This is a genomic window from Bradyrhizobium vignae, from assembly GCF_900324035.1.
GTDB lineage: Bacteria > Pseudomonadota > Alphaproteobacteria > Rhizobiales > Xanthobacteraceae > Bradyrhizobium > Bradyrhizobium vignae.
This window is the reverse complement of the sequence record NZ_LS398110.1, coordinates 2,946,271-2,964,100: the sequence shown is the minus strand read 5'-3', so window position 1 is coordinate 2,964,100 and position 17,830 is coordinate 2,946,271. Positions and strand designations below refer to the sequence as shown.

The following is a 17,830-nucleotide window of genomic DNA, read 5'->3' as shown; positions in this document are numbered from 1 at the left end:
GAAGGGCCTCAACGAAAGCGATCGGGCCGGTCGAGATAATCCCCGACATAGGCCTTCACCGCGTCCTCGAGCATCGTGAAGCCGCCGTTATAGCCGGCGCGGAGCAGACGATCGACCTCGCTCTGGGTGAAATACTGGTAGCTGTCGCGAATCTGCTCGGGCATGTCGATGTATTCGATGTTGGACCTGGTGCCGAGCGCCGCATAGGCAGCCAGCATGAGGTCCTTGAAGCTGCGCGCCTTGCCGGTGCCGACGTTGAACAGGCCGGACACCGACGGCGTCGCGAGCAGCCACAGGACGACGCGCACCACGTCGTCGACATAGATGAAATCGCGGCGCTGGTCGCCGTCCGCGATGCCCTCGCGATGCGACTTGAACAGCTGCACGACGCGGCCCGCCCTGACGTCGTCGAAGCGCCGCGCCAGCACGCTCATCATCGAGCCCTTGTGATACTCGTTCGGGCCGAACACGTTGAAGAATTTCAGGCCGGCCCATTGCGGCGGCAGCCGATCGCCGCGCGCGACGCGCTCGGCGACGGCGAGATCGAACAGGTGCTTGCTCCAGCCGTAGAGATTCATCGGCCGCAATTTCTTCAACGCCGGCAGCGACGCGTCGTCGTCGAAGCCTGCCGTGCCGTCGCCATAGGTCGCCGCCGAGGACGCGTAGATGAACGGCACCGCGTTCATCGTGCACCAGTCCAGAAGACGCATCGACAGGCGGAAGTTGGTCTCGATGACGAGGTCGCCGTCGATCGCGGTGGTCGCGGAAATCGCCCCGAGATGGATCATGGCCTCCAACTTGCGGCCCTTCAGCCAGCCCTCCAGCTCGGCCGGGGGAACGATATCCACAAGCTGCCGCTTGGCCAGGTTGCGCCACTTGCCCTCGGTGCCGAGCAGGTCGCAGACCACGACGTCGCTGCGACCGGCCTCGTTCAGCGCGGCCACGACATTCGATCCGATAAAACCGGCCCCGCCGGTCACCAGCAACATTCCACCTACCTGCCCGATTTTTCTTAAGGTCCGACCCTGCCGTAGCGCATCATCCGCCAAAGTGTAAGCATTTTGGGCAGCCGCTTTTGCACTCGCGCTCTGCCTGCTTTACGTCCCGCCCCGGAGCGGCTAACCGAACCGCCACATCAGCTCGCCTTCGGACGTGTTAACGAATGAACAGAGATTCGCAACTTAGCGGACATGCAGATCGGGACGATACGCGCCCGATCCTGATCATTCCCTACATGTGGATCGGCGACTTCGTCCGGAATCACACCGTGGTGCGGGTCCTGAAGGAGCGGTGGCCGAACCGGCCGGTCGATCTGCTGACCACATCCCTGTGCGCGCCGCTGATCGATTACATGCCAGGCGTCCGGCAGGGGATCGTCTGGGACCTTCCGCGCAGCCGGCTGGCCGTGGGCCGGCAGTTCGGTCTGGCAAAACTGCTTCGAAAGCGGAACTACGGCACCGCCCTGGTGCTGCCCCGGACCTGGAAGGCGGCTATCGCGCCGGCGCTGGCCGGCATCCCCGAACGAGTCGGCTTCGTCGGCGAGTTCCGCTTCGGGCTGATCAATCGGTGGCGCTGGGGCGAGAAGAAGCTGCCCCGCTTCATCGACAAGAACGCCGCCCTCGCCCAGCCCGACGGCACCCCCTTGCCGGCGGAATGGCCGGTGCCGCAACTGCGCGTCCCGGCTGAAGAGATCGTCCGCTGGCGCCAGGCCAATGGCCTCAGCGCCGGCGCCGCGGTGGCGCTCGCCCCAGGCTCGGTCGGCGTCTCAAAGCGCTGGACCTACTATCCCGAGGCCGCCCGCCTGCTGGTCGAGCGCGGGCTCGAGGTCTGGGTGGTCGGCGGCCCCGCCGAAAAGAGCCTTGCCCAGGAGATCGTCGCCGCGGGCGGCCCCAAGGTGCGGGACCTCACCGGCAACGATCTGCGCAACGGCGTCCTCGCCATGGCGGCGGCGGGCGTTGCGATCTCCAACGATTCCGGCCTGATGCACATCGCCGCCGCGCTCGGCACGCCCACCATGGGCATCTTCGGCCCGACCAGCCCCTACCTCTGGGCCCCGCTGAACGGCCTCGCGGCAACGGTGGTGCAGGACAAGAGCGCGCTCGCCTGCCAGCCCTGCCAGAGCACGATCTGCAAGATGAACGACCACCGCTGCATGCGGGATATCGCAGCGAGCGAGGTGGTGGGGATTGCGCAGAGGGTGCTGGGTGAGGCGGGGGCGAAGGTTACGACCTGAGACGATCGGGGCTCGCGCCGATGATGGCATCCTGCCACTGTTTTGCCCGACGAGTCAAAGCGCCTGTTCGAAAAAACCGCAATCGATCTGACTGTCAGCCAAGTTCTTGATTTTGCTGGCCCCGGCTACTGTGCATGGGGTTGTTTTCGCAGTTTTTGCTTCGCAGCCCCGAGAGCTGTGCTCAGAGCAGCGGCCGATAGACCGCGCCGATGCGCGCCGCCTCGGCATCGAGGCTGAATCGTTCGAGCACCCGCGCGCGCCCGCGCGCGCCCATGGCCGTCGCAGCAGCCACATCGCGCATCAGTGGCTGGAGCGCGGCGACCAGTGCGTCGGCATCTCCCGTCGGGATCAGCACGCCGCTCACCCCATCCTCCACCACGAGCTCGGCCGCGCCGGCGCGTGCGGCGACCAGCGCGCTCCCCGCCGCCATCGCCTCGATCAGCGTCAGGCCGAAGCCTTCGTTGCGTGAGGTGAAGGCGTAGATCGTCAGCCGCTGATACCAGCGCTGCACCGCTTCGATCGGCAATTCGCCGGTGATGACGATGCGCGATTGCAGGCCCGCAGCTTCGATGCGCTTCTTCAGGTCGTTCGCGAAGGCCGTCTGCTCGGGTGTGACCTGCCCGACGATGACGGCGGTGAAATCGGGATAGCGCGGCAGCAAGCGGCACATCGCATCGACGAACACGTCGGTGCCCTTCTGCGCCCGCACGCGGCCGAAGCAGCCGATGGCGTAGCGGCCCGGCAGGCCGCTTTCGGCAAAGGCAGCAGCGCGATCGGCCGGCGGCGCATAGACGTCGGTGTCGACGCCGTGCGGGATCACCGTCGCCTTCACCTTCAGGAACGAGGCCGAGAGATCTGACGTCGCGATGATCGCGTCCATGCGCCGGATCAGCCAGCGCGTGATCCAGCTGTGATGCCGCTGGGCCGCGGAGGTGAACACGAGCCTCAGCGGCCAGCCGAGCGCGCGCAGCACGACACCGGCGATCATCTCGTTGTTGCGGCGTGCATGCCAGATCACGGGTCGCTTGCGGCCCCACAGCTTCAGGAAATCGGCAACGCTCAGCCGCGCGATCCCCTCCGGCGCGTCCGAGCCGAACCATGCGGCGCGAAACAGCCTTGCCAGGCGCGGCGCCACCATCCGGTTGGTCGCGGTGACCCCGGAATAACGCCTGTGCAGATTTGGCACGATCACTTCCAGATCGCCGGGGAAATTCGCCACGTCACACTCCGTTTCGGAAAGTCCCTATACGCAACATTAAGCATAGTGACCAGTTCAGGTCCGCCGATACCCCCTCTTCACCACGCAAGCGCTAGCCTTGCGCGTTGATCGAAGACGGGTGAGATCATGACTGTGCTAGTCACCGGCGGCGCCGGCTACATCGGAAGTCATACGGTCCTGGCGCTGGCGGAAGCCGGCGAGGACGTCGTCGTGATCGACGATCTCTCCACCGGATTCTCCGCTTACTTGCCCGAAGGCGTTCCGCTGTTCATCGGCGATGCCGGTGATGAAAACCTGCTCGAAGGCGTTATCGCCCAGCACGACATCGAGAGCATCATCCATTTCGCAGGCTCGGTTGTCGTGCCGGATTCGATGCGTGATCCGCTCGGCTACTACCGCAACAATTTCACGACCGCGCGCAACCTGCTCAACGTGGCGGTCAAGCGCGGCATTGGCCGCTTCATCTTTTCCTCGACCGCCGCCGTCTACGGCAATCCGGACCAGATGCCGGTGCCCGAGCACGCGCCGACGCGGCCGCTGTCGCCCTACGGCTCGTCGAAGCTGATGACCGAGATCATGCTGCACGACGTCGCCGCCGCCTACGGCATGCAATACGTGACGTTGCGTTACTTCAATGTCGCCGGCGCCGATCCGCAGGCGCGCATCGGCCTTGCCACGGTCGGCGCCACGCACCTGCTCAAGATCGCGGTGGAAGCCGCCACCGGCCAGCGCGCCAAGATCGACGTGTTCGGCACCGACTATCCAACCCCCGACGGCAGCTGCATCCGCGACTTCATCCACGTCACGGACCTGTCGCAGGCCCATCGCTCCGCGCTGGCCTATTTGCGCAACGGCGGCGCCTCGACGACGCTGAATTGCGGCTATGGCCGCGGCTATTCGGTGTTGGAGACCATCGACGCGGTGCGCCGGGTTTCGGGCCGCAGCTTCGCCGTGCAATACGCCCCACGCCGGCCCGGTGACATCATGACCATGGTCGCCGACACCGGCCGCATCCGCAGCCTGCTCGACTGGCGGCCGCAATACGACGACCTCGAGACGATCGCAGCCCATGCGCTGGCCTGGGAGGACAAGCTGTTCCGCGAGCGCCACGGCGAGCTCCGCCACGCCGCCTCGGCCTAGAATCGTCCCAAGCGCAAGCCCTCAATTGGGCTTGAAAAACCCGGCTTGAGCGGGCACAGAGGCCCATCGATCCCTGACGCGCGGGCAGGCTTTGTCCTGCGCGGTCAATGGACACCGGATGGCCCAGTTTCCAAAGAAAATCACCGACGATCCCTACGCGGCAGCGGTCTTGATTCGCCGCCTGATCATGGAACAGGGGATCGCCTACTGGCGGCGCTATCTCGTTGCCTTCGCGCTGATGGCGCTGGCCGCCGGCGCGACCGCATGCGCGACCTATGTGCTCGGCCAGGTCATCAACCAGGCCTATGTAGACAAGAACATCCCGGGCATCGCGATGTTCTCAGGGATCACGGTGCTCCTGCTCTTCATCAAGGGCGTGGCAACCTACGGCCACATGGTGATCCTAACCAAGATCAGCAACGCGATCCTCGCCACCAACCAGCGCCAGCTGTTCGCAAAACTGATGCGCGAAAGCGTCGGCTTCTTCTCCGAGCGGCATTCGTCCGAGTTCCTGGCGCGGCTGACCGCCGGCGCCAAATCGATCACCGACGTGCTGAATATGCTGGTCAATGCCATCGGGCGCGATCTCTTGATGCTGCTCGCCATGATCGGCGTGATGGTGTGGCAGGACCCGCTGATGTCGTTCATCGGGCTTGTCGCGGTGCCGCCGGCGATGCTGGTGCTGCGCAAGCTGGTCAAGCGCATCAAGGGCCTCGCCTTCAACCAGTTCACCGGCACCGCCGACATCATGGAGACGATGCAGGAATCGCTGCAGGGCATCCGCACCGTCAAGGCCTTCACACTTGAAGAGACCATGCAGAAGCGCATCGACGAGAACATCGCGATCGTCGAGCGCAATGCCAACAAAATGGCCCGCGTCGCCAACCGCTCCAACCCGCTGATGGAAATGCTCGGCGGCTTCGCCGTCGCCGGCTGCCTGATGTATGGCGGCTACGCCGTGGTCGCGCTCAACGCCACTCCGGGCGCGTTCTTCTCCTTCATGACCGCCTTCCTGATGGCAACCGAGCCCGCCAAGCGGCTGGCGCGACTCAATATCGACCTTAATAGCCAGTTGGTCGGCGCGCGCATGCTGCTCGAGGTCGTCGACAGCCCCGCGAGCGAGCAGTCCGACGACGACAAGCCGGCGCTGAAGCTCTCCGACGCGCGGATCGAGCTGCGCGACGTCAGCTTCGCCTATCGTTCGGGCGAGACCGTGCTCAACCGCATGAGCTTCATTGCCGAGCCGGGCAAGGTGACTGCGCTGGTCGGCCCCTCCGGCGGCGGCAAGTCGACCGTGCTGGCGCTGCTTTTGCGCTTCTACGAGGTGACGCAGGGCGACATCGTGATCGACGGCCAGTCGATCGCCTCGGTCTCGCGCAAATCGCTGCGCGCGCAGACCGCCTATGTCGGCCAGGACGTCTACCTGTTCCGCGACACCATCCGGAGCAACATCGCCTTCGGCAAGCCGGGCGCCAGCGAGGACGAGATCATCGAGGCGGCAAAGGCGGCCTGCGCGCATGATTTCATCATGGGCTTTCCGCTCGGCTACGACACGCCCGTCGGCGAGCACGGCACGCAGCTCTCCGGCGGCCAGCGCCAGCGCATTGCGGTCGCGCGAGCGCTACTCAAGAACGCGCCGATCATCCTCTTGGACGAAGCCACCGCCGCGCTCGATTCCGAATCCGAGCGGCAGGTGCAGGAGGCGATCGAACATCTCTGCCGGAACCGCACCACCATCGTGATCGCGCACCGCCTGCACACCATCATGCACGCAGACAACATCCTGGTGGTCGAGGGCGGCGAGATCGTCGAGCAGGGCCGCCATGACGAGCTGCTCCGCCGCGGCGGCCGCTACGCCTCGTTCTTCCGGCTGCAACATCGGGACGCCGGCGCACTGGCGCCGATCAGCGCAACCGCATAGAGTTCCTTATCAACCTCAAGAGCCGCGAGACCGCTTCATGAACGCCGCCTCCTACGTCATCCCGCTTCCGCCCCAGGCTTCGCTTCCCGTCGTCGGCGAGAGCGGTCGTTATCCGGTGCGCCGCATCTGGTGCGTCGGCCGCAACTATCTCGAGCACATCCGTGAGATGGGCAATGACGAGCGCGCGCCGCCGTTCTTCTTCGCCAAGCATGCCGACATGCTGGTGCCGGACGGCGCCACCATCCCCTATCCGCCGCTGACCAAGGATTTGCATCACGAGGTCGAGCTGATTGTCGCGATGAAGAGCGGCGGGCTCAACATCCCGGCCGAGAAGGCACTCGATCACGTCTACGGCTACGCCGTCGGCATCGACCTCACCCGCCGCGACCTCCAGATCGCCTCGCGCAAGAAGGAGCGTCCCTGGGAGATCGGCAAGTCGTTCGATTATTCGGCGCCCTGCTCCGCGATTCAGCCGGCCTCCAAGATCGGCCATCCCGCCAAGGGCAAGATCTGGCTGACGGTCAACGGCAAGGAAGCCCAGAAGGGCGATCTCACCGAGCTGATCTGGAACGTGCCCGAGATCATCTGGCAGCTCTCGCAGCAGGTGAAGCTCGCCGCCGGCGACATCATCATGACGGGCACCCCGGCCGGCGTGTCGCAGCTCCAGGTGGGCGACAAGCTCGAATGCGGCGTCGACGGCGTCGGCACGCTGAAGGTCGCGATCGGCCAGCCGGAATAGGCTGAGCTCGAGATCACAGAAAGGCGAAGCCCCGGACGTCGCGCCCGGGGCTTTTTTGCGGCCTCAAGCTCGCCGCTGATGCGCGCCCGCCGCGTTGATGTCCTTCCCGGTGTAATCGGTCATCATCGCGGTCGCGGCCAGCGTCATGACAGCGCAGATCGCGATGTAGATCGCGATCGGGGTCGCCGAGTGGAACGTGCCGAACAGCCATGTTGCGATCAGCGGCGCCGGGCCGCCGGCGATCACGGATGCAAGTTGATAGCCGAGTGAGGAGCCGCTGTAGCGCAAGCGTCCGGTAAAGCTCTCGGCAATCAAGGCGGCCTGCGGGCCGTACTGCATGTCGTGCGGGATCAGCGACAGGATGATCGCGAGGAAGATGATGACTGACGATCCGGTGTTGAGCATCGCGAAATAGATGAAGCCGAAGATGCCCGTCACGGCAGCGCCGATCATATACATGTTCTTGCGGCCGATCTGATCGGAGATATGTCCGCACAACGGGATCGAGACGAACGACAGCACCGAAGCCGAGAGCACCGCAGTCAGCAGGAAGTCGCGCGAAACGTGCAGGGTACCGATGCCGTAGGAGAAGACGAAGGCGGTGAAGATGTAGAACGGCGCCTGCTCCGACATCCGCGCGAAGGCCGAGAGCAGAATCTCCTTCGGATACTCCCGGATCACGGTCAGCATCGGGGTGCGGTCGACCTGTCGTTCGGCCACGAGCTTTGAGAACACAGGCGTTTCGAGAATGCCGAGCCGGATATAGAGGCCGACGCCGACCAGGATGATGCTGAGCGCGAACGGAATGCGCCAGCCCCACGCCAGGAACTGATCGCCCGCCATCTGGCTGAACGCCAGCACGGCGAGGTTGGCGAGGAATAGGCCACAGGGCACGCCGAATTGCGGCCATGAGGCGATCAATCCTCGCGATCGGTCGTTGCGGGCCCATTCCATCGACATCAGCACGGAGCCGCCCCACTCGCCGCCGACGCCGACGCCCTGAATGAATCGCAGCACGGTCAGGATCACGGCACCCCAGATGCCGATGCTCGCATAGGTCGGGACTATGGCCACCGCGGCGGTCGCTAGTCCCATCAAGAGCAGCGTCGCAATCAGCGTGGATTTGCGCCCAATGCGGTCGCCATAATGGCCAAAGATTGCTGCGCCAATGGGTCGCGCGACGAAGCCGACTGCGTAGATCGCGAACGCCTCCAGCGTGCCAACCCAGGGGTCGGACTTTGGAAAGAACAGCTTTGCGAAAACCAGCCCCGTGACGGTGCTGTAGAGGAAGAAATCATACCATTCGATCGCGGTCCCTACCGTGGACGCGATGACCGCGCGACGAAGCTGGCGCTGATGCTCGGATGCAGTAAGTCGGGTGGCATCAAGGTCGAGTGTTGCCATGGGAGCGTTTCCCTCGAACAGCCCCCCGGTTGCGCGTTTTCACCGGTTGTTTGCTGAGGAACAAACGAGCTTGGGTTCCAAGGGTTCCCCGCCGAGCTGGAACGAGAACCTAGAACTTTAGTTGGCCTACAAAGCCGGCCGCGCCCGCTGCCGGGGTGCCTAGCTCTACCAGGCCTTCACCGGCCGATTGGCGTGGCTTGCCTGCGGCACGCCGCGATTGAGCGACATGTGCGAATGCACGCACAGCCATCCATCGCCGTTTCTTGCAAACACCATCGTCGCCCGGCCCGGCCGCGAAAACGCGCTGCCATCAGGGTGATAGCCGGTGCTCGTCCACGGCGCGATCACGGTCGCCATCGCTCCGTCTGGTGATGCCAGAACAGAGGTTTGATCGAGGACGAAACGGAAGTCACTTGTCTTGGGCCAGACGTTGTCCCATTGCGTCGAGACCCATTGATCGAGGCCGGGGATGACATCGTTATGCGTGCCGAAGGCGAGCACATCCGGATGGAAGAGCGGCCTCGCCGAGGCGTAGTCGACCTCGCGGACATAGCCCGCGAAGATTTCCAGCCACTGGCGGAAGAACTGCGTGATCTCCGCGTTAGCAATCGGCAAGGGCGCCATCGCGGACCCTTCACCGCAGCGCCGACAGCACGATCAGCCCGAGGATCAGCGCCGTCAGCGAGTATTTGAGCGTGTAGTAGACGTTGCGGTTCCACTCCTTGACCTTGCGGCTGGCGAGATGGATCTCGTAGAGCTTGCCGAACACCTTATTGAGCACGCCGACATTCTCGCCGTCGACGTTCTGCGTCGCAGACGCCTTGACGATGTGATGGCTGACCCAGCGGTTGATCGCGGTCATGAAGCCGAACTTCATCGGACGCTCGACGTCGCAGAACAGGATGATGCGGTTGACGTCGGTCGCATTCTCCGCGCTGTGGATGAAGGTCTCGTCGAACATGAAGGCCTCGCCGTCGCGCCAGACGCATTCGACACCGTCCACGAGGATGCGGCACTTGTTCGAGTTCGGCGTGACCAGGCCGAGGTGATAGCGCAGCGAGCCCGCGAAGGGATCGCGGTGCGCGCCGAGCTTGCCGCCCGGCGGCAGCATCGCGAACATCGCGCCATGCACGCTGGGGATCGAATTGAGCAGCTCCACCGTCTTCGGGCACAGCGTGCGCGCCGAGGGCAGGAAGTCGTCGTACCATTTCAGGTAAAACCGCTTCCAGCCGCTCTTGAAGAAGGAATAGAAGCCCCAGTCGTTGTTCTTGGCGGCGGCGCGGATGAAGCCCTCGTCGAACAGGCGCACGGCCTCGTCGCGGATGGTCTCCCAGTTCTCACTCAGGGGCTTCAGCTCGGGAAACTGATCGACCGAGATCACCGGCTTGTTGGGCACCGCCGAGCCGGCATACATCAGGACGTTGTAGGGCGCGAGATAGGTCGAATGGTCGCCGAGCTGGCGCGCGAAGCGCAGCCGCTGCTTGCCGCGGAAATGAACGTAGATCGTCGACGCCGCAAGCACATAAAGAATGACAAGTTGCGGCGCAAAAAGCTGTTTCAGCATTTCCCCAATCCCGAGTGACCCAGCCGGGGTGTCGTGTAGCCCGGCCGGGCCGCACCGGCAAGATATCACCGATGGGTTGCAATCACGCGCGAGAGAGCAAGGGGATGGAACTTGGGCCGAAACCGCCCGAATCAGGCCCGTGATAGCGCCTGGAGCCCCTTGAAGGTCAGACGTTTGGGGTCGGTGACGCCGGCGAGGTAGAGACGGCGGATGAAGGCGATGACGGCGTCGCGGTCACAATCGGTCAGCGCGACGACGGCGTCGACCGCGATTCTCTGGGCTTCCATTGGGCTCACCTCGGCCTTGCGAGTAACCCGGCCGGGAGAGGCTAGGACTCATCCGTTAATCCGGCGTTAACCGTCGGGCGGGATGGCTGATTCAGACGGGCGGCCGAATACGCAAGAAACATTCGCGCGTGCGGGACGTACTACTATCCTGATTCCGATGCGGCTATTCGGCGCCGGACGTTCTCCATTGCGTGTCAATGATCTTAGCAGTTCGGCCTGCTGTTGCACCAACTCACACTGCTTTCGCGCATGCGAGCTCGACAACTCGACCCACTGCGAGAGCGTTCTCACGCGGCTCAACTCGCGCGTATACTGCAGGGTAGCGCCTGCATTCACTTTCATCAATTCGAGCACGACAGCGTGACACTCGGCTGCAGCTCCGTCCAGGACGTCGCTTTCCGGGCTGGCAATATCCTTCGTATATTCGAACACATGCACGCCCAGCTTCATTGTCTCGAGGGCCCGCGTCTGCATCTCTTTGGCGATCTCCACGGCAAGAGCGGAGGTGCTGCTGGCATTTTGGAATTGCGTCGAAGCCAACTCCACCTTCGTAGATGCGCAAGTCGCGACGTTGTCGGTTGCCGCCGGAACGGTCGTCTCTGCAGGCACCTTTCGCGCAGGTGTCTTTCGCGCAGGTGTCTTTCGAGCAGGCCGCTTGGCTGCCCGCTCGCTCCGGAGTTCATCGCCTCGTGGGACGGCGACCGGATCGGGCGGTATCTCCAAGAGGCTCTCGTCGATGCTACGGCTCGCCGCCGCAGTCAGGTCCACCAGCGACCGACGTCTGGCGCGTGCGCCATCAGCAGGCTGTCTCGACTGCGCCTTGCCCATGATGATTCGACTCCGTGAAGATGTGCTCCGAAATCCACCGCCACAGCCCAACGATCTCGTCCGAGGCTTTGCCGTCCGGCGCAAACTCCGTGACACCCAAGCCTACCCCGAGCGCGTCCTGGTGATCGTTGCGCTGTCCAATGAAGGGAAGCGCAAGCACGCCCAGCGAGTTGAGCGAAGTGGCAGCTTCACTCAGCCGGCACCCCCGTGTGGGCGTCTGATTGAGGATGAAGGCAAACCGGCGGTTACCCCTGCGAATGGCCAACAGCGTAGGGATGGCAGCTTCGATATCGGCCGGGCTCGGACGCGCCGGAATGAGACAGAAGTCGGCATTGGTGATGGCGCGCAGCGCCAAGGCATTATTCGTGGCGGCCGTGTCGATGATTGCGAGCCCAATCCCTTCGGCCCGTAGCCGAGAAAGCGCCGGCTCGATCTCCGCCGGATCGGCAACGCACTCGACACGGGGAAAGCAATTCTCGCGACGCTGTTTCCATTTCGAAATGGTGCCCTGCGCGTCAGCCTCAATGAGAGCGACGCGCTCTTCGCGTTCCATAGCGGCCACTGCAAGCCCAACGGCCAGCGTACTCTTGCCGCTTCCGCCTTTTTGCGTGACCAGAGCAAGCACGTGCACGTCCCGCGCTCCCATCAATGCCAGCGACGCGGAACTCAGGCGCTGTCGGAAGTAAATTGCATGCGACGCAGCAATACTACTTCAAGTCGCCGTTCGCCTCAAGCGATCGGCGGGTTCCTCCGGCAATATACGGAGATCAGGAATACCTCATCACGCCGTCGTCGATCCGGCCGAAGCGCAAGGAGAGGATGTCGAGCGCGTAATTTTGGTAGAGCCGCCACGGCCGCTTCGAGCCTTGCTTCGGCATCTTGGCGATCGAGCGCTGCACGTAGCCAGAGGTGAAATCGAGCGAGGGCTGCGCGGTGATGGTTGGATCGTCATTGTGCGGCATGCATTGCCGGAAATTGTGCCGGTCCATATAGTTGATGAGCCGGCAGACATATTCGCAGGTGAGATCGCATTTCAGGGTCCAGGACGCATTGGTGTAGCCGAAGGCAGAGGCCATGTTCGGCACGTCGGCATACATCATGCCCTTGTAGGTCAGCGTTTTGGCGAAATCGACGGCGCGGCCATCGACGCTGACCTCGAGGCCGCCGACGACCTGGAGCACCAGCCCGGTCGCCGTCACGATGATGTCGGCGGCAAGCTCGCGGCCGTTCTTCAGGCGGATGCCAGCGCGCGTAAACGTGTCGATCTCATCGGTGACGACGGAGGCGCGCTGCTCGCGGATCGCCTTGAACAGATCGCCGTCCGGCACGAGGCAGAGCCGCTGGTCCCAGGGATTGTAGCGCGGCGTAAAATGGGTGGCGACATCGTAGTCGGGGCCCAGCGCGATTCTCACGCCCTTGAGGATGAGGTCCTTCACCTTGGCAGGTCGGCGCCGGCTGAGCTGGAAGAAGAACATCCCCCACATCACGTTGCGCCAGCGGATCAGATGATAAGCAAGGCGCGTCGGGAGATTGCGTCGCAATTTGTTGGCAACGGGATCCTGGGCCGGACGCGACACCACATAGGTCGGCGAGCGCTGCAGCATGGTGACCTGCGCCGCCTTCTTGGCGAGCTCCGGCACCAGCGTCACCGCTGTGGCGCCCGAGCCGATCACGACGACGCGCTTACCCGCGTAATCGATATCCTCGGTCCATTTCTGCGGATGCACAATGCGGCCGGCGAAATCCGCCACGCCCTTGAACTCCGGCGTATAGCCCGCCTCGTATTTATAATAGCCAGAGCACATGAATAGGAAATTGCAAGTGAAGCGCACGAGCTCGGTCGCGCCCTCGCCCGAGATGCGCTCAGCTTCCACCGTCCAGCGCGCGTCTGGTGTCGACCACGCCGCGCGCTTGACGCGATGAAGATACCGGATGTGCTTGTCGATGCCGTTCTCGACCGCGGTCTCGCGCACATAGTTCAGGATTTGCGGCCCGTCGGCGATCGCCTTCGGGTCGGTCCACGGCTTGAAGGAATAGCCCAGCGTGAACATGTCGCTGTCGGAGCGAATACCGGGATAGCGGAACAGGTCCCAGGTGCCGCCGATGCAGTCCCGTCCCTCCAGGATGACGTAGCTCTTGGCCGGGCATTTGGTCTGTAAATGATAGCCCGCGCCGATGCCGGACAGGCCGGCACCGACGATCAGCATGTCGAAATGTTCTTGAGACATCGTCTCTCCCGCCGTCGTCATGCCCCGGCTTGACCGGGGCATCCAGTATTCCAGAGACGCCGCGACTTATCACGTCTGCCGCAGCGTACTGGATCGCCCGGTCAAGTGTTCAGCCCGGGGACATGACCGACGGGTGTTCGGGGACATAGCCGACACATCATAGTGCAGGGATTTGGCAGTAAAGGAGGCCAAGTCCATGCCCTGGCGAGAGGTGTCGGTGATGGATCAGCGGCGGGAGTTCGTGCGGCTTGCGATGCAGGAGGGAGCGAACCGGCGGGAGCTCTGCCGGCGGTTCAATATCCATCCCGACACGGGCTACAAATGGCTTGCACGATGGCAAGCGGATCAGAATGTCGACGACCGCTCGCGCCGACCGCATGCGAGCCCGGGACAGACCGATTGCGAGCTTGAGGCACGTATTCTCGCGGTACGCGATGCCCATCCGGCATGGGGAGCTCGCAAGATAGCTCACTGCCTGGAGCGCAATGGCTTGCGTTCGCCAGCAGTCTCAACAGTTCATCAGATCTTGCGTCGGTCTGGCCGCATCAAGCCTCCGATCGGCGGCCCGACGGCAAGCCAGCGTTTCGAGATGCCGGCCCCCAATCTGTTGTGGCAGATGGACTTCAAAGGCTGGGTTCGGCTCGGCAATGATACCCAGTGCCATCCTCTGAAGGTGGTGGATGACCACTCCCGCTATGATCTGTGCCTGCAGGCCTGTGCCGATCAACGCACAGATACCGTGCGCCGCCGCTTGGAGAAGACCTTTCGCCACTACGGGCTCCCGGAGGCTTTCTTCGTCGACAATGGTTCGCCCTGGGGTGATCCTTCCGGCGAGCGATGGACACGGTTCTCGGTGTGGCTGCTCAAGCTTGGCGTCGCCGTCATCCACAGCCGCCCATATCACCCGCAAAGCCGCGGCAAGAATGAACGATTCCACCGCACCCTCGCGGCTGAGGTGTTCGCACTGCGACAGTTCCGCGATCTCGCAGAGACGCAGCGTGCCTTCGACGCCTGGCGGGAAGTCTACAACTTCGAACGGCCACACGAGGCGCTCGGACAACAGGTCCCGGCCAGTCGATATCGGCCCAGCCAGCGAGCAATGCCCGATCGATTGCCACAGGTCGAATACGACAGCCATGAGATCGTGCGCCGCGTCTCCACGACCAAAGCCTATGTCAGCTTCAAGGGACGTCTTTGGAAAGTGCCACAGGCCTTCCGTGGCGAGCGCCTCGCCATCCGCCCCTCGGCAAACGATGCGCAATACGGGATCTTCTTTGCCGCCCACCAAGTCGCTATCATCGACTTGGCGAGCGGAGAATGTGTCGGCTATGTCCCCGAACACCCGTCGGTCATGTCCCCGGGCTGAACATCAAGCCGGGCGATGACAGTGGGGGTTGTGGCGGGGCCCTGTCAATCTCGTTGCGAGCAGAAACTCGCAACGTCCGTAGCCTGCCCTTAGCCGAAAATCAGTACCGGTAGTGGTCCGACTTGTACGGACCTTCCACCTTCACGCCGATGTAGTCGGCCTGGTCCTTGCGGAGCTCGGTGAGCTTGACGCCGATCTTGGCGAGGTGCAGGCGGGCGACCTTTTCGTCGAGGGTCTTGGGCAGCACGTAGACCTTCTTCTGATATTTGCCGTCCTTGTTGTTGGCGAACAGCTCGATCTGCGCCAGCGTCTGGTTGGTGAAGGATGCCGACATCACGAAGGACGGATGGCCCATCGCGTTGCCGAGGTTCACGAGACGGCCTTCCGACAGCATGATGATGCGGTGCTTGTCGGGGAACTCGATCTCGTCGACCTGCGGCTTGATGTTGGTCCACTTCAGATTGCGGAGCGCCGCGATCTGGATCTCGTTATCGAAGTGGCCGATGTTGCACACGATGGCGCGATCCTTCATCGCACGCATGTGCTCGATGGTGATGATGTCCTTGTTGCCGGTCGCGGTGACGAAGATGTCGGCGCGGGGCGCGGCGTCTTCCATTGTCACGACCTCATAGCCTTCCATCGCGGCCTGCAGCGCGCAGATCGGATCGACTTCGGAGACCATCACGCGGCAACCCGCCTGGCGCAGCGAGGCCGCCGAGCCCTTACCGACGTCGCCGAAGCCCGCGACCATCGCGACCTTGCCCGACAGCATCACGTCGGTACCGCGACGAATGCCGTCGACCAGCGATTCCCGGCAGCCATAGAGGTTGTCGAACTTCGACTTGGTGACGCTGTCGTTGACGTTGATGGCGGGGAACAGCAGCGTGCCCTTATTGGCCATCTCGTAGAGGCGATGCACACCCGTGGTGGTCTCTTCCGAGACGCCCTTGATGTTCTTGGCGATCTCGCCGAAATAGCCCTTCGGCTTCTCCTTCAGCAGGCGCTTGATCAGCGCGTAGAAGATCTCCTCTTCCTCGGAAGCTGGCTTGTCGAGGAACGCGGTGTCGCCGTTTTCGGCACGGACGCCGGCATGCACCAGCATGGTGGCGTCGCCGCCGTCATCGAGGATCATGTTCGGCGTGCCGCCGCCATGCCAGTCGAACAGCTTCGCGGTGTAGTCCCAGTATTCCGTGAGCGTCTCGCCCTTGACGGCGAAGACGGGAATGCCGGCGGCGGCGATCGCGGCCGCAGCGTGGTCCTGGGTCGAATAGATGTTGCAGGAGACCCAGCGGATGTCGGCGCCGAGGGCTGCGAGCGTCTCGATCAGCACCGCGGTCTGGATCGTCATGTGCAGGGAGCCGGCGATGCGCGCGCCCTTCAGCGGCTGCTTCGGGCCGAACTCCTCGCGGGTGGCCATCAGACCGGGCATTTCGGTCTCGGCGAGCGAGATTTCCTTGCGGCCGAAATCGGCGAGCGAGATGTCCTTGACGATGTAATCGGTGAAGCCGGGCTTCGCGTTCATAGGGGGTTCCTGTTTGTTGGCTCGTCATTCCGGGGCGCTCGTAAAACGAGCGAACCCGGAATCTGGAGGATCAAGATTCCGGGTTCGCCGCCGTGGCGGCGCCCCGGAATGACGCAAGAGAACTAGAGCGCGCGCTTGAGCTGCTCGACGAGATCGGTCTTCTCCCAGGAGAAGCCGCCCTCGTTGTCGGGCGTGCGGCCGAAATGACCGTAGGCTGCGGTGCGCGCGTAGATCGGTCGGTTGAGGTCGAGATGGGTGCGGATGCCGCGGGGCGTCAGATCCATCGCCTTGGCGGCGGCCTTCTCGAGCTGGTCTTCCGACACCTTACCGGTGCCGTGCGTGTCGATGTAGATCGACAGCGGACGTGCCACACCGATGGCGTAAGCGAGCTGGAGCGTGCAGCGGTCGGCAAGACCGGCCGCGACGATGTTCTTGGCGACGTAGCGCGCGGCATAGGCCGCAGAGCGGTCGACCTTGGTCGGATCCTTGCCCGAGAACGCGCCGCCGCCATGCGGGGCCGCGCCGCCATAGGTATCGACGATGATCTTGCGGCCGGTCAGGCCGGAATCGCCATCGGGACCACCGATGTAGAACTTGCCGGTCGGGTTGATGTGCCAGATCGTCTTCGGCGTGATCCAGTCCTTCGGCAGCGCCTCGCGCACATAGGGCTCGACGATGTCGCGCACCTGCTTGGAGGTGAGGTCCTCGATCAGATGCTGGTGCGACACCACGATCTCGCGCACGCCGACCGGCTTGCCGTTCTCGTACTGCACGGTGACCTGGCTCTTGGAATCCGGACCGAGCACCTTCTCCTTGCCGGAGTGTCGGGCTTCGGAGATCAGCCGCAGGATCTTGTGAGCGTAGAAGATCGGCGCAGGCATCAAATCCGGCGTCTCATTGGTGGCGTAACCGAACATGATGCCCTGGTCGCCTGCGCCTTCTTCCTTGACCTCGCCCGGCTGAAGTGCGTCGACGCCCTGGGCGATGTCCGCCGACTGCGGATGCAGCAGGATCTCGATATCGCAGGTCTTCCAGTGGAAGCCCTCCTGCTCGTAGCCAATGTCCTTGATCGCGCCGCGGACGACGCTCTCGATCTGCTCGTTGGTCACCGATTTCGGACCGCGGGTCTCACCGGCGATCACCACCTTATTGGTGGTCGCCAGCGTCTCGCAGGCGGCGCGGATGGCCCAAGGATCGATGCCCGCCTTCGGCCCTTCACGATAGAACAGGTCGACGATCTCATCGGAGATCCGGTCACAGACCTTGTCCGGATGGCCCTCGGACACGGACTCACTGGTGAAGAGATAGGACGCGCGCATCAGTAACCCCTTGTTCCGCCGCTAGCCGGCGGGCTTTTGCGATGTTTACTTTTGATGATG

General features: G+C 63.5%; 16 protein-coding genes. 5 read left to right on the top strand and 11 right to left on the bottom strand.

What is annotated here, in order from left to right:
- Positions 1-8: 8 nt before the first annotated feature.
- The gene (rfaD, locus tag BRAD3257_RS14270; protein WP_122402357.1) at positions 9-989 is read right to left on the bottom strand and encodes an ADP-glyceromanno-heptose 6-epimerase; all 981 of its coding nucleotides are present in this window, start codon (positions 987-989) and stop codon (positions 9-11) included.
- Positions 990-1,162: 173 nt separating this feature from the next.
- Here rfaD and waaF point away from each other — a divergent pair, with 173 nt between their 5' ends.
- The gene (gene waaF, locus BRAD3257_RS14265) at positions 1,163-2,233 is read left to right on the top strand and encodes a lipopolysaccharide heptosyltransferase II (protein WP_122402356.1); all 1,071 of its coding nucleotides are present in this window, start codon (positions 1,163-1,165) and stop codon (positions 2,231-2,233) included.
- A gap of 181 nt (positions 2,234-2,414) precedes the next feature.
- Here the strand turns inward: waaF and BRAD3257_RS14260 are convergent, their stop codons facing one another.
- Positions 2,415-3,452, bottom strand: coding sequence for a glycosyltransferase family 4 protein (locus BRAD3257_RS14260; RefSeq protein ID WP_122402355.1), 1,038 nt, complete (start codon positions 3,450-3,452; stop codon positions 2,415-2,417).
- A gap of 126 nt (positions 3,453-3,578) precedes the next feature.
- Between BRAD3257_RS14260 and galE the strand changes: the two genes are divergently transcribed.
- From galE to BRAD3257_RS14245, 3 genes are all read left to right on the top strand, one after another.
- Positions 3,579-4,592, top strand: a complete 1,014-nt coding sequence (gene galE, locus BRAD3257_RS14255; protein WP_122402354.1) for a UDP-glucose 4-epimerase GalE — start codon at positions 3,579-3,581, stop codon at positions 4,590-4,592.
- Between the two features lie 118 nt (positions 4,593-4,710).
- Positions 4,711-6,513: an ABC transporter ATP-binding protein gene (locus BRAD3257_RS14250; RefSeq protein WP_122402353.1), complete on the top strand. Its 1,803-nt coding sequence runs from the start codon at positions 4,711-4,713 to the stop codon at positions 6,511-6,513.
- A 37-nt stretch (positions 6,514-6,550) separates the two neighbouring features.
- Positions 6,551-7,252 (top strand): fumarylacetoacetate hydrolase family protein, encoded by a 702-nt coding sequence (locus tag BRAD3257_RS14245; RefSeq protein ID WP_122402352.1) that lies wholly within the window; start codon positions 6,551-6,553, stop codon positions 7,250-7,252.
- 63 nt (positions 7,253-7,315) lie between these two features.
- On the opposite strand, the gene BRAD3257_RS14240 is transcribed toward BRAD3257_RS14245, so the two are convergent.
- The 7 genes from BRAD3257_RS14240 to BRAD3257_RS14215 all read right to left on the bottom strand — a co-directional run bounded on the left by BRAD3257_RS14240 (position 7,316) and on the right by BRAD3257_RS14215 (position 13,563).
- Positions 7,316-8,656 (bottom strand): MFS transporter, encoded by a 1,341-nt coding sequence (locus BRAD3257_RS14240; protein WP_122402351.1) that lies wholly within the window; start codon positions 8,654-8,656, stop codon positions 7,316-7,318.
- Between the two features lie 165 nt (positions 8,657-8,821).
- Positions 8,822-9,280: a YybH family protein gene (locus tag BRAD3257_RS14235; protein WP_122402350.1), complete on the bottom strand. Its 459-nt coding sequence runs from the start codon at positions 9,278-9,280 to the stop codon at positions 8,822-8,824.
- A gap of 10 nt (positions 9,281-9,290) precedes the next feature.
- A complete protein-coding gene (locus BRAD3257_RS14230; RefSeq protein WP_122402349.1) occupies positions 9,291-10,220 on the bottom strand; it encodes an aspartyl/asparaginyl beta-hydroxylase domain-containing protein in 930 nt (309 codons plus the stop codon).
- A gap of 131 nt (positions 10,221-10,351) precedes the next feature.
- The gene (locus tag BRAD3257_RS40285; RefSeq protein WP_007612486.1) at positions 10,352-10,507 is read right to left on the bottom strand and encodes a hypothetical protein; all 156 of its coding nucleotides are present in this window, start codon (positions 10,505-10,507) and stop codon (positions 10,352-10,354) included.
- 66 nt (positions 10,508-10,573) lie between these two features.
- Positions 10,574-11,335 carry a hypothetical protein gene (locus BRAD3257_RS14225; RefSeq protein ID WP_181956134.1) on the bottom strand — a complete coding sequence of 254 codons (762 nt, stop codon included), beginning with the start codon at positions 11,333-11,335 and terminating at the stop codon, positions 10,574-10,576.
- Positions 11,304-11,966: a nucleotide-binding protein gene (locus BRAD3257_RS14220; protein ID WP_122406555.1), complete on the bottom strand. Its 663-nt coding sequence runs from the start codon at positions 11,964-11,966 to the stop codon at positions 11,304-11,306. Before BRAD3257_RS14220 ends, BRAD3257_RS14225 begins: the two co-directional genes overlap by 32 nt.
- A gap of 136 nt (positions 11,967-12,102) precedes the next feature.
- Positions 12,103-13,563, bottom strand: a complete 1,461-nt coding sequence (locus BRAD3257_RS14215) for a flavin-containing monooxygenase (protein ID WP_122402348.1) — start codon at positions 13,561-13,563, stop codon at positions 12,103-12,105.
- A gap of 196 nt (positions 13,564-13,759) precedes the next feature.
- Here BRAD3257_RS14215 and BRAD3257_RS14210 point away from each other — a divergent pair, with 196 nt between their 5' ends.
- On the top strand, positions 13,760-14,929 hold the full coding sequence (locus BRAD3257_RS14210) for an IS481 family transposase (protein WP_122402347.1): 1,170 nt from the start codon (positions 13,760-13,762) through the stop codon (positions 14,927-14,929).
- Positions 14,930-15,029: 100 nt separating this feature from the next.
- Here the strand turns inward: BRAD3257_RS14210 and ahcY are convergent, their stop codons facing one another.
- Together ahcY and metK are read right to left on the bottom strand one after the other, a co-directional pair.
- Entirely contained in the window at positions 15,030-16,451 is a 1,422-nt protein-coding gene (gene ahcY / locus BRAD3257_RS14205; RefSeq protein WP_122402346.1) for an adenosylhomocysteinase, read from the bottom strand.
- 122 nt (positions 16,452-16,573) lie between these two features.
- On the bottom strand, positions 16,574-17,770 hold the full coding sequence (gene metK / locus BRAD3257_RS14200; RefSeq protein ID WP_122402345.1) for a methionine adenosyltransferase: 1,197 nt from the start codon (positions 17,768-17,770) through the stop codon (positions 16,574-16,576).
- Positions 17,771-17,830 lie beyond the last annotated feature (60 nt).

Coding starts and splice junctions, on each gene's coding strand:
- rfaD (WP_122402357.1), bottom strand. CDS start 989: ATGTTGCTGGTGACCGGCGGGGCCGGTTTTATCGGATCGAATGTCGTG.
- waaF (WP_122402356.1), top strand. CDS start 1,163: ATGAACAGAGATTCGCAACTTAGCGGACATGCAGATCGGGACGATACG.
- galE (WP_122402354.1), top strand. CDS start 3,579: ATGACTGTGCTAGTCACCGGCGGCGCCGGCTACATCGGAAGTCATACG.
- BRAD3257_RS14250 (WP_122402353.1), top strand. CDS start 4,711: ATGGCCCAGTTTCCAAAGAAAATCACCGACGATCCCTACGCGGCAGCG.
- BRAD3257_RS14245 (WP_122402352.1), top strand. CDS start 6,551: ATGAACGCCGCCTCCTACGTCATCCCGCTTCCGCCCCAGGCTTCGCTT.
- BRAD3257_RS14240 (WP_122402351.1), bottom strand. CDS start 8,656: ATGGCAACACTCGACCTTGATGCCACCCGACTTACTGCATCCGAGCAT.
- BRAD3257_RS14235 (WP_122402350.1), bottom strand. CDS start 9,280: ATGGCGCCCTTGCCGATTGCTAACGCGGAGATCACGCAGTTCTTCCGC.
- BRAD3257_RS14230 (WP_122402349.1), bottom strand. CDS start 10,220: ATGCTGAAACAGCTTTTTGCGCCGCAACTTGTCATTCTTTATGTGCTT.
- BRAD3257_RS40285 (WP_007612486.1), bottom strand. CDS start 10,507: ATGGAAGCCCAGAGAATCGCGGTCGACGCCGTCGTCGCGCTGACCGAT.
- BRAD3257_RS14225 (WP_181956134.1), bottom strand. CDS start 11,335: ATGGGCAAGGCGCAGTCGAGACAGCCTGCTGATGGCGCACGCGCCAGA.
- BRAD3257_RS14215 (WP_122402348.1), bottom strand. CDS start 13,563: ATGTCTCAAGAACATTTCGACATGCTGATCGTCGGTGCCGGCCTGTCC.
- BRAD3257_RS14210 (WP_122402347.1), top strand. CDS start 13,760: ATGCCCTGGCGAGAGGTGTCGGTGATGGATCAGCGGCGGGAGTTCGTG.
- ahcY (WP_122402346.1), bottom strand. CDS start 16,451: ATGAACGCGAAGCCCGGCTTCACCGATTACATCGTCAAGGACATCTCG.
- metK (WP_122402345.1), bottom strand. CDS start 17,770: ATGCGCGCGTCCTATCTCTTCACCAGTGAGTCCGTGTCCGAGGGCCAT.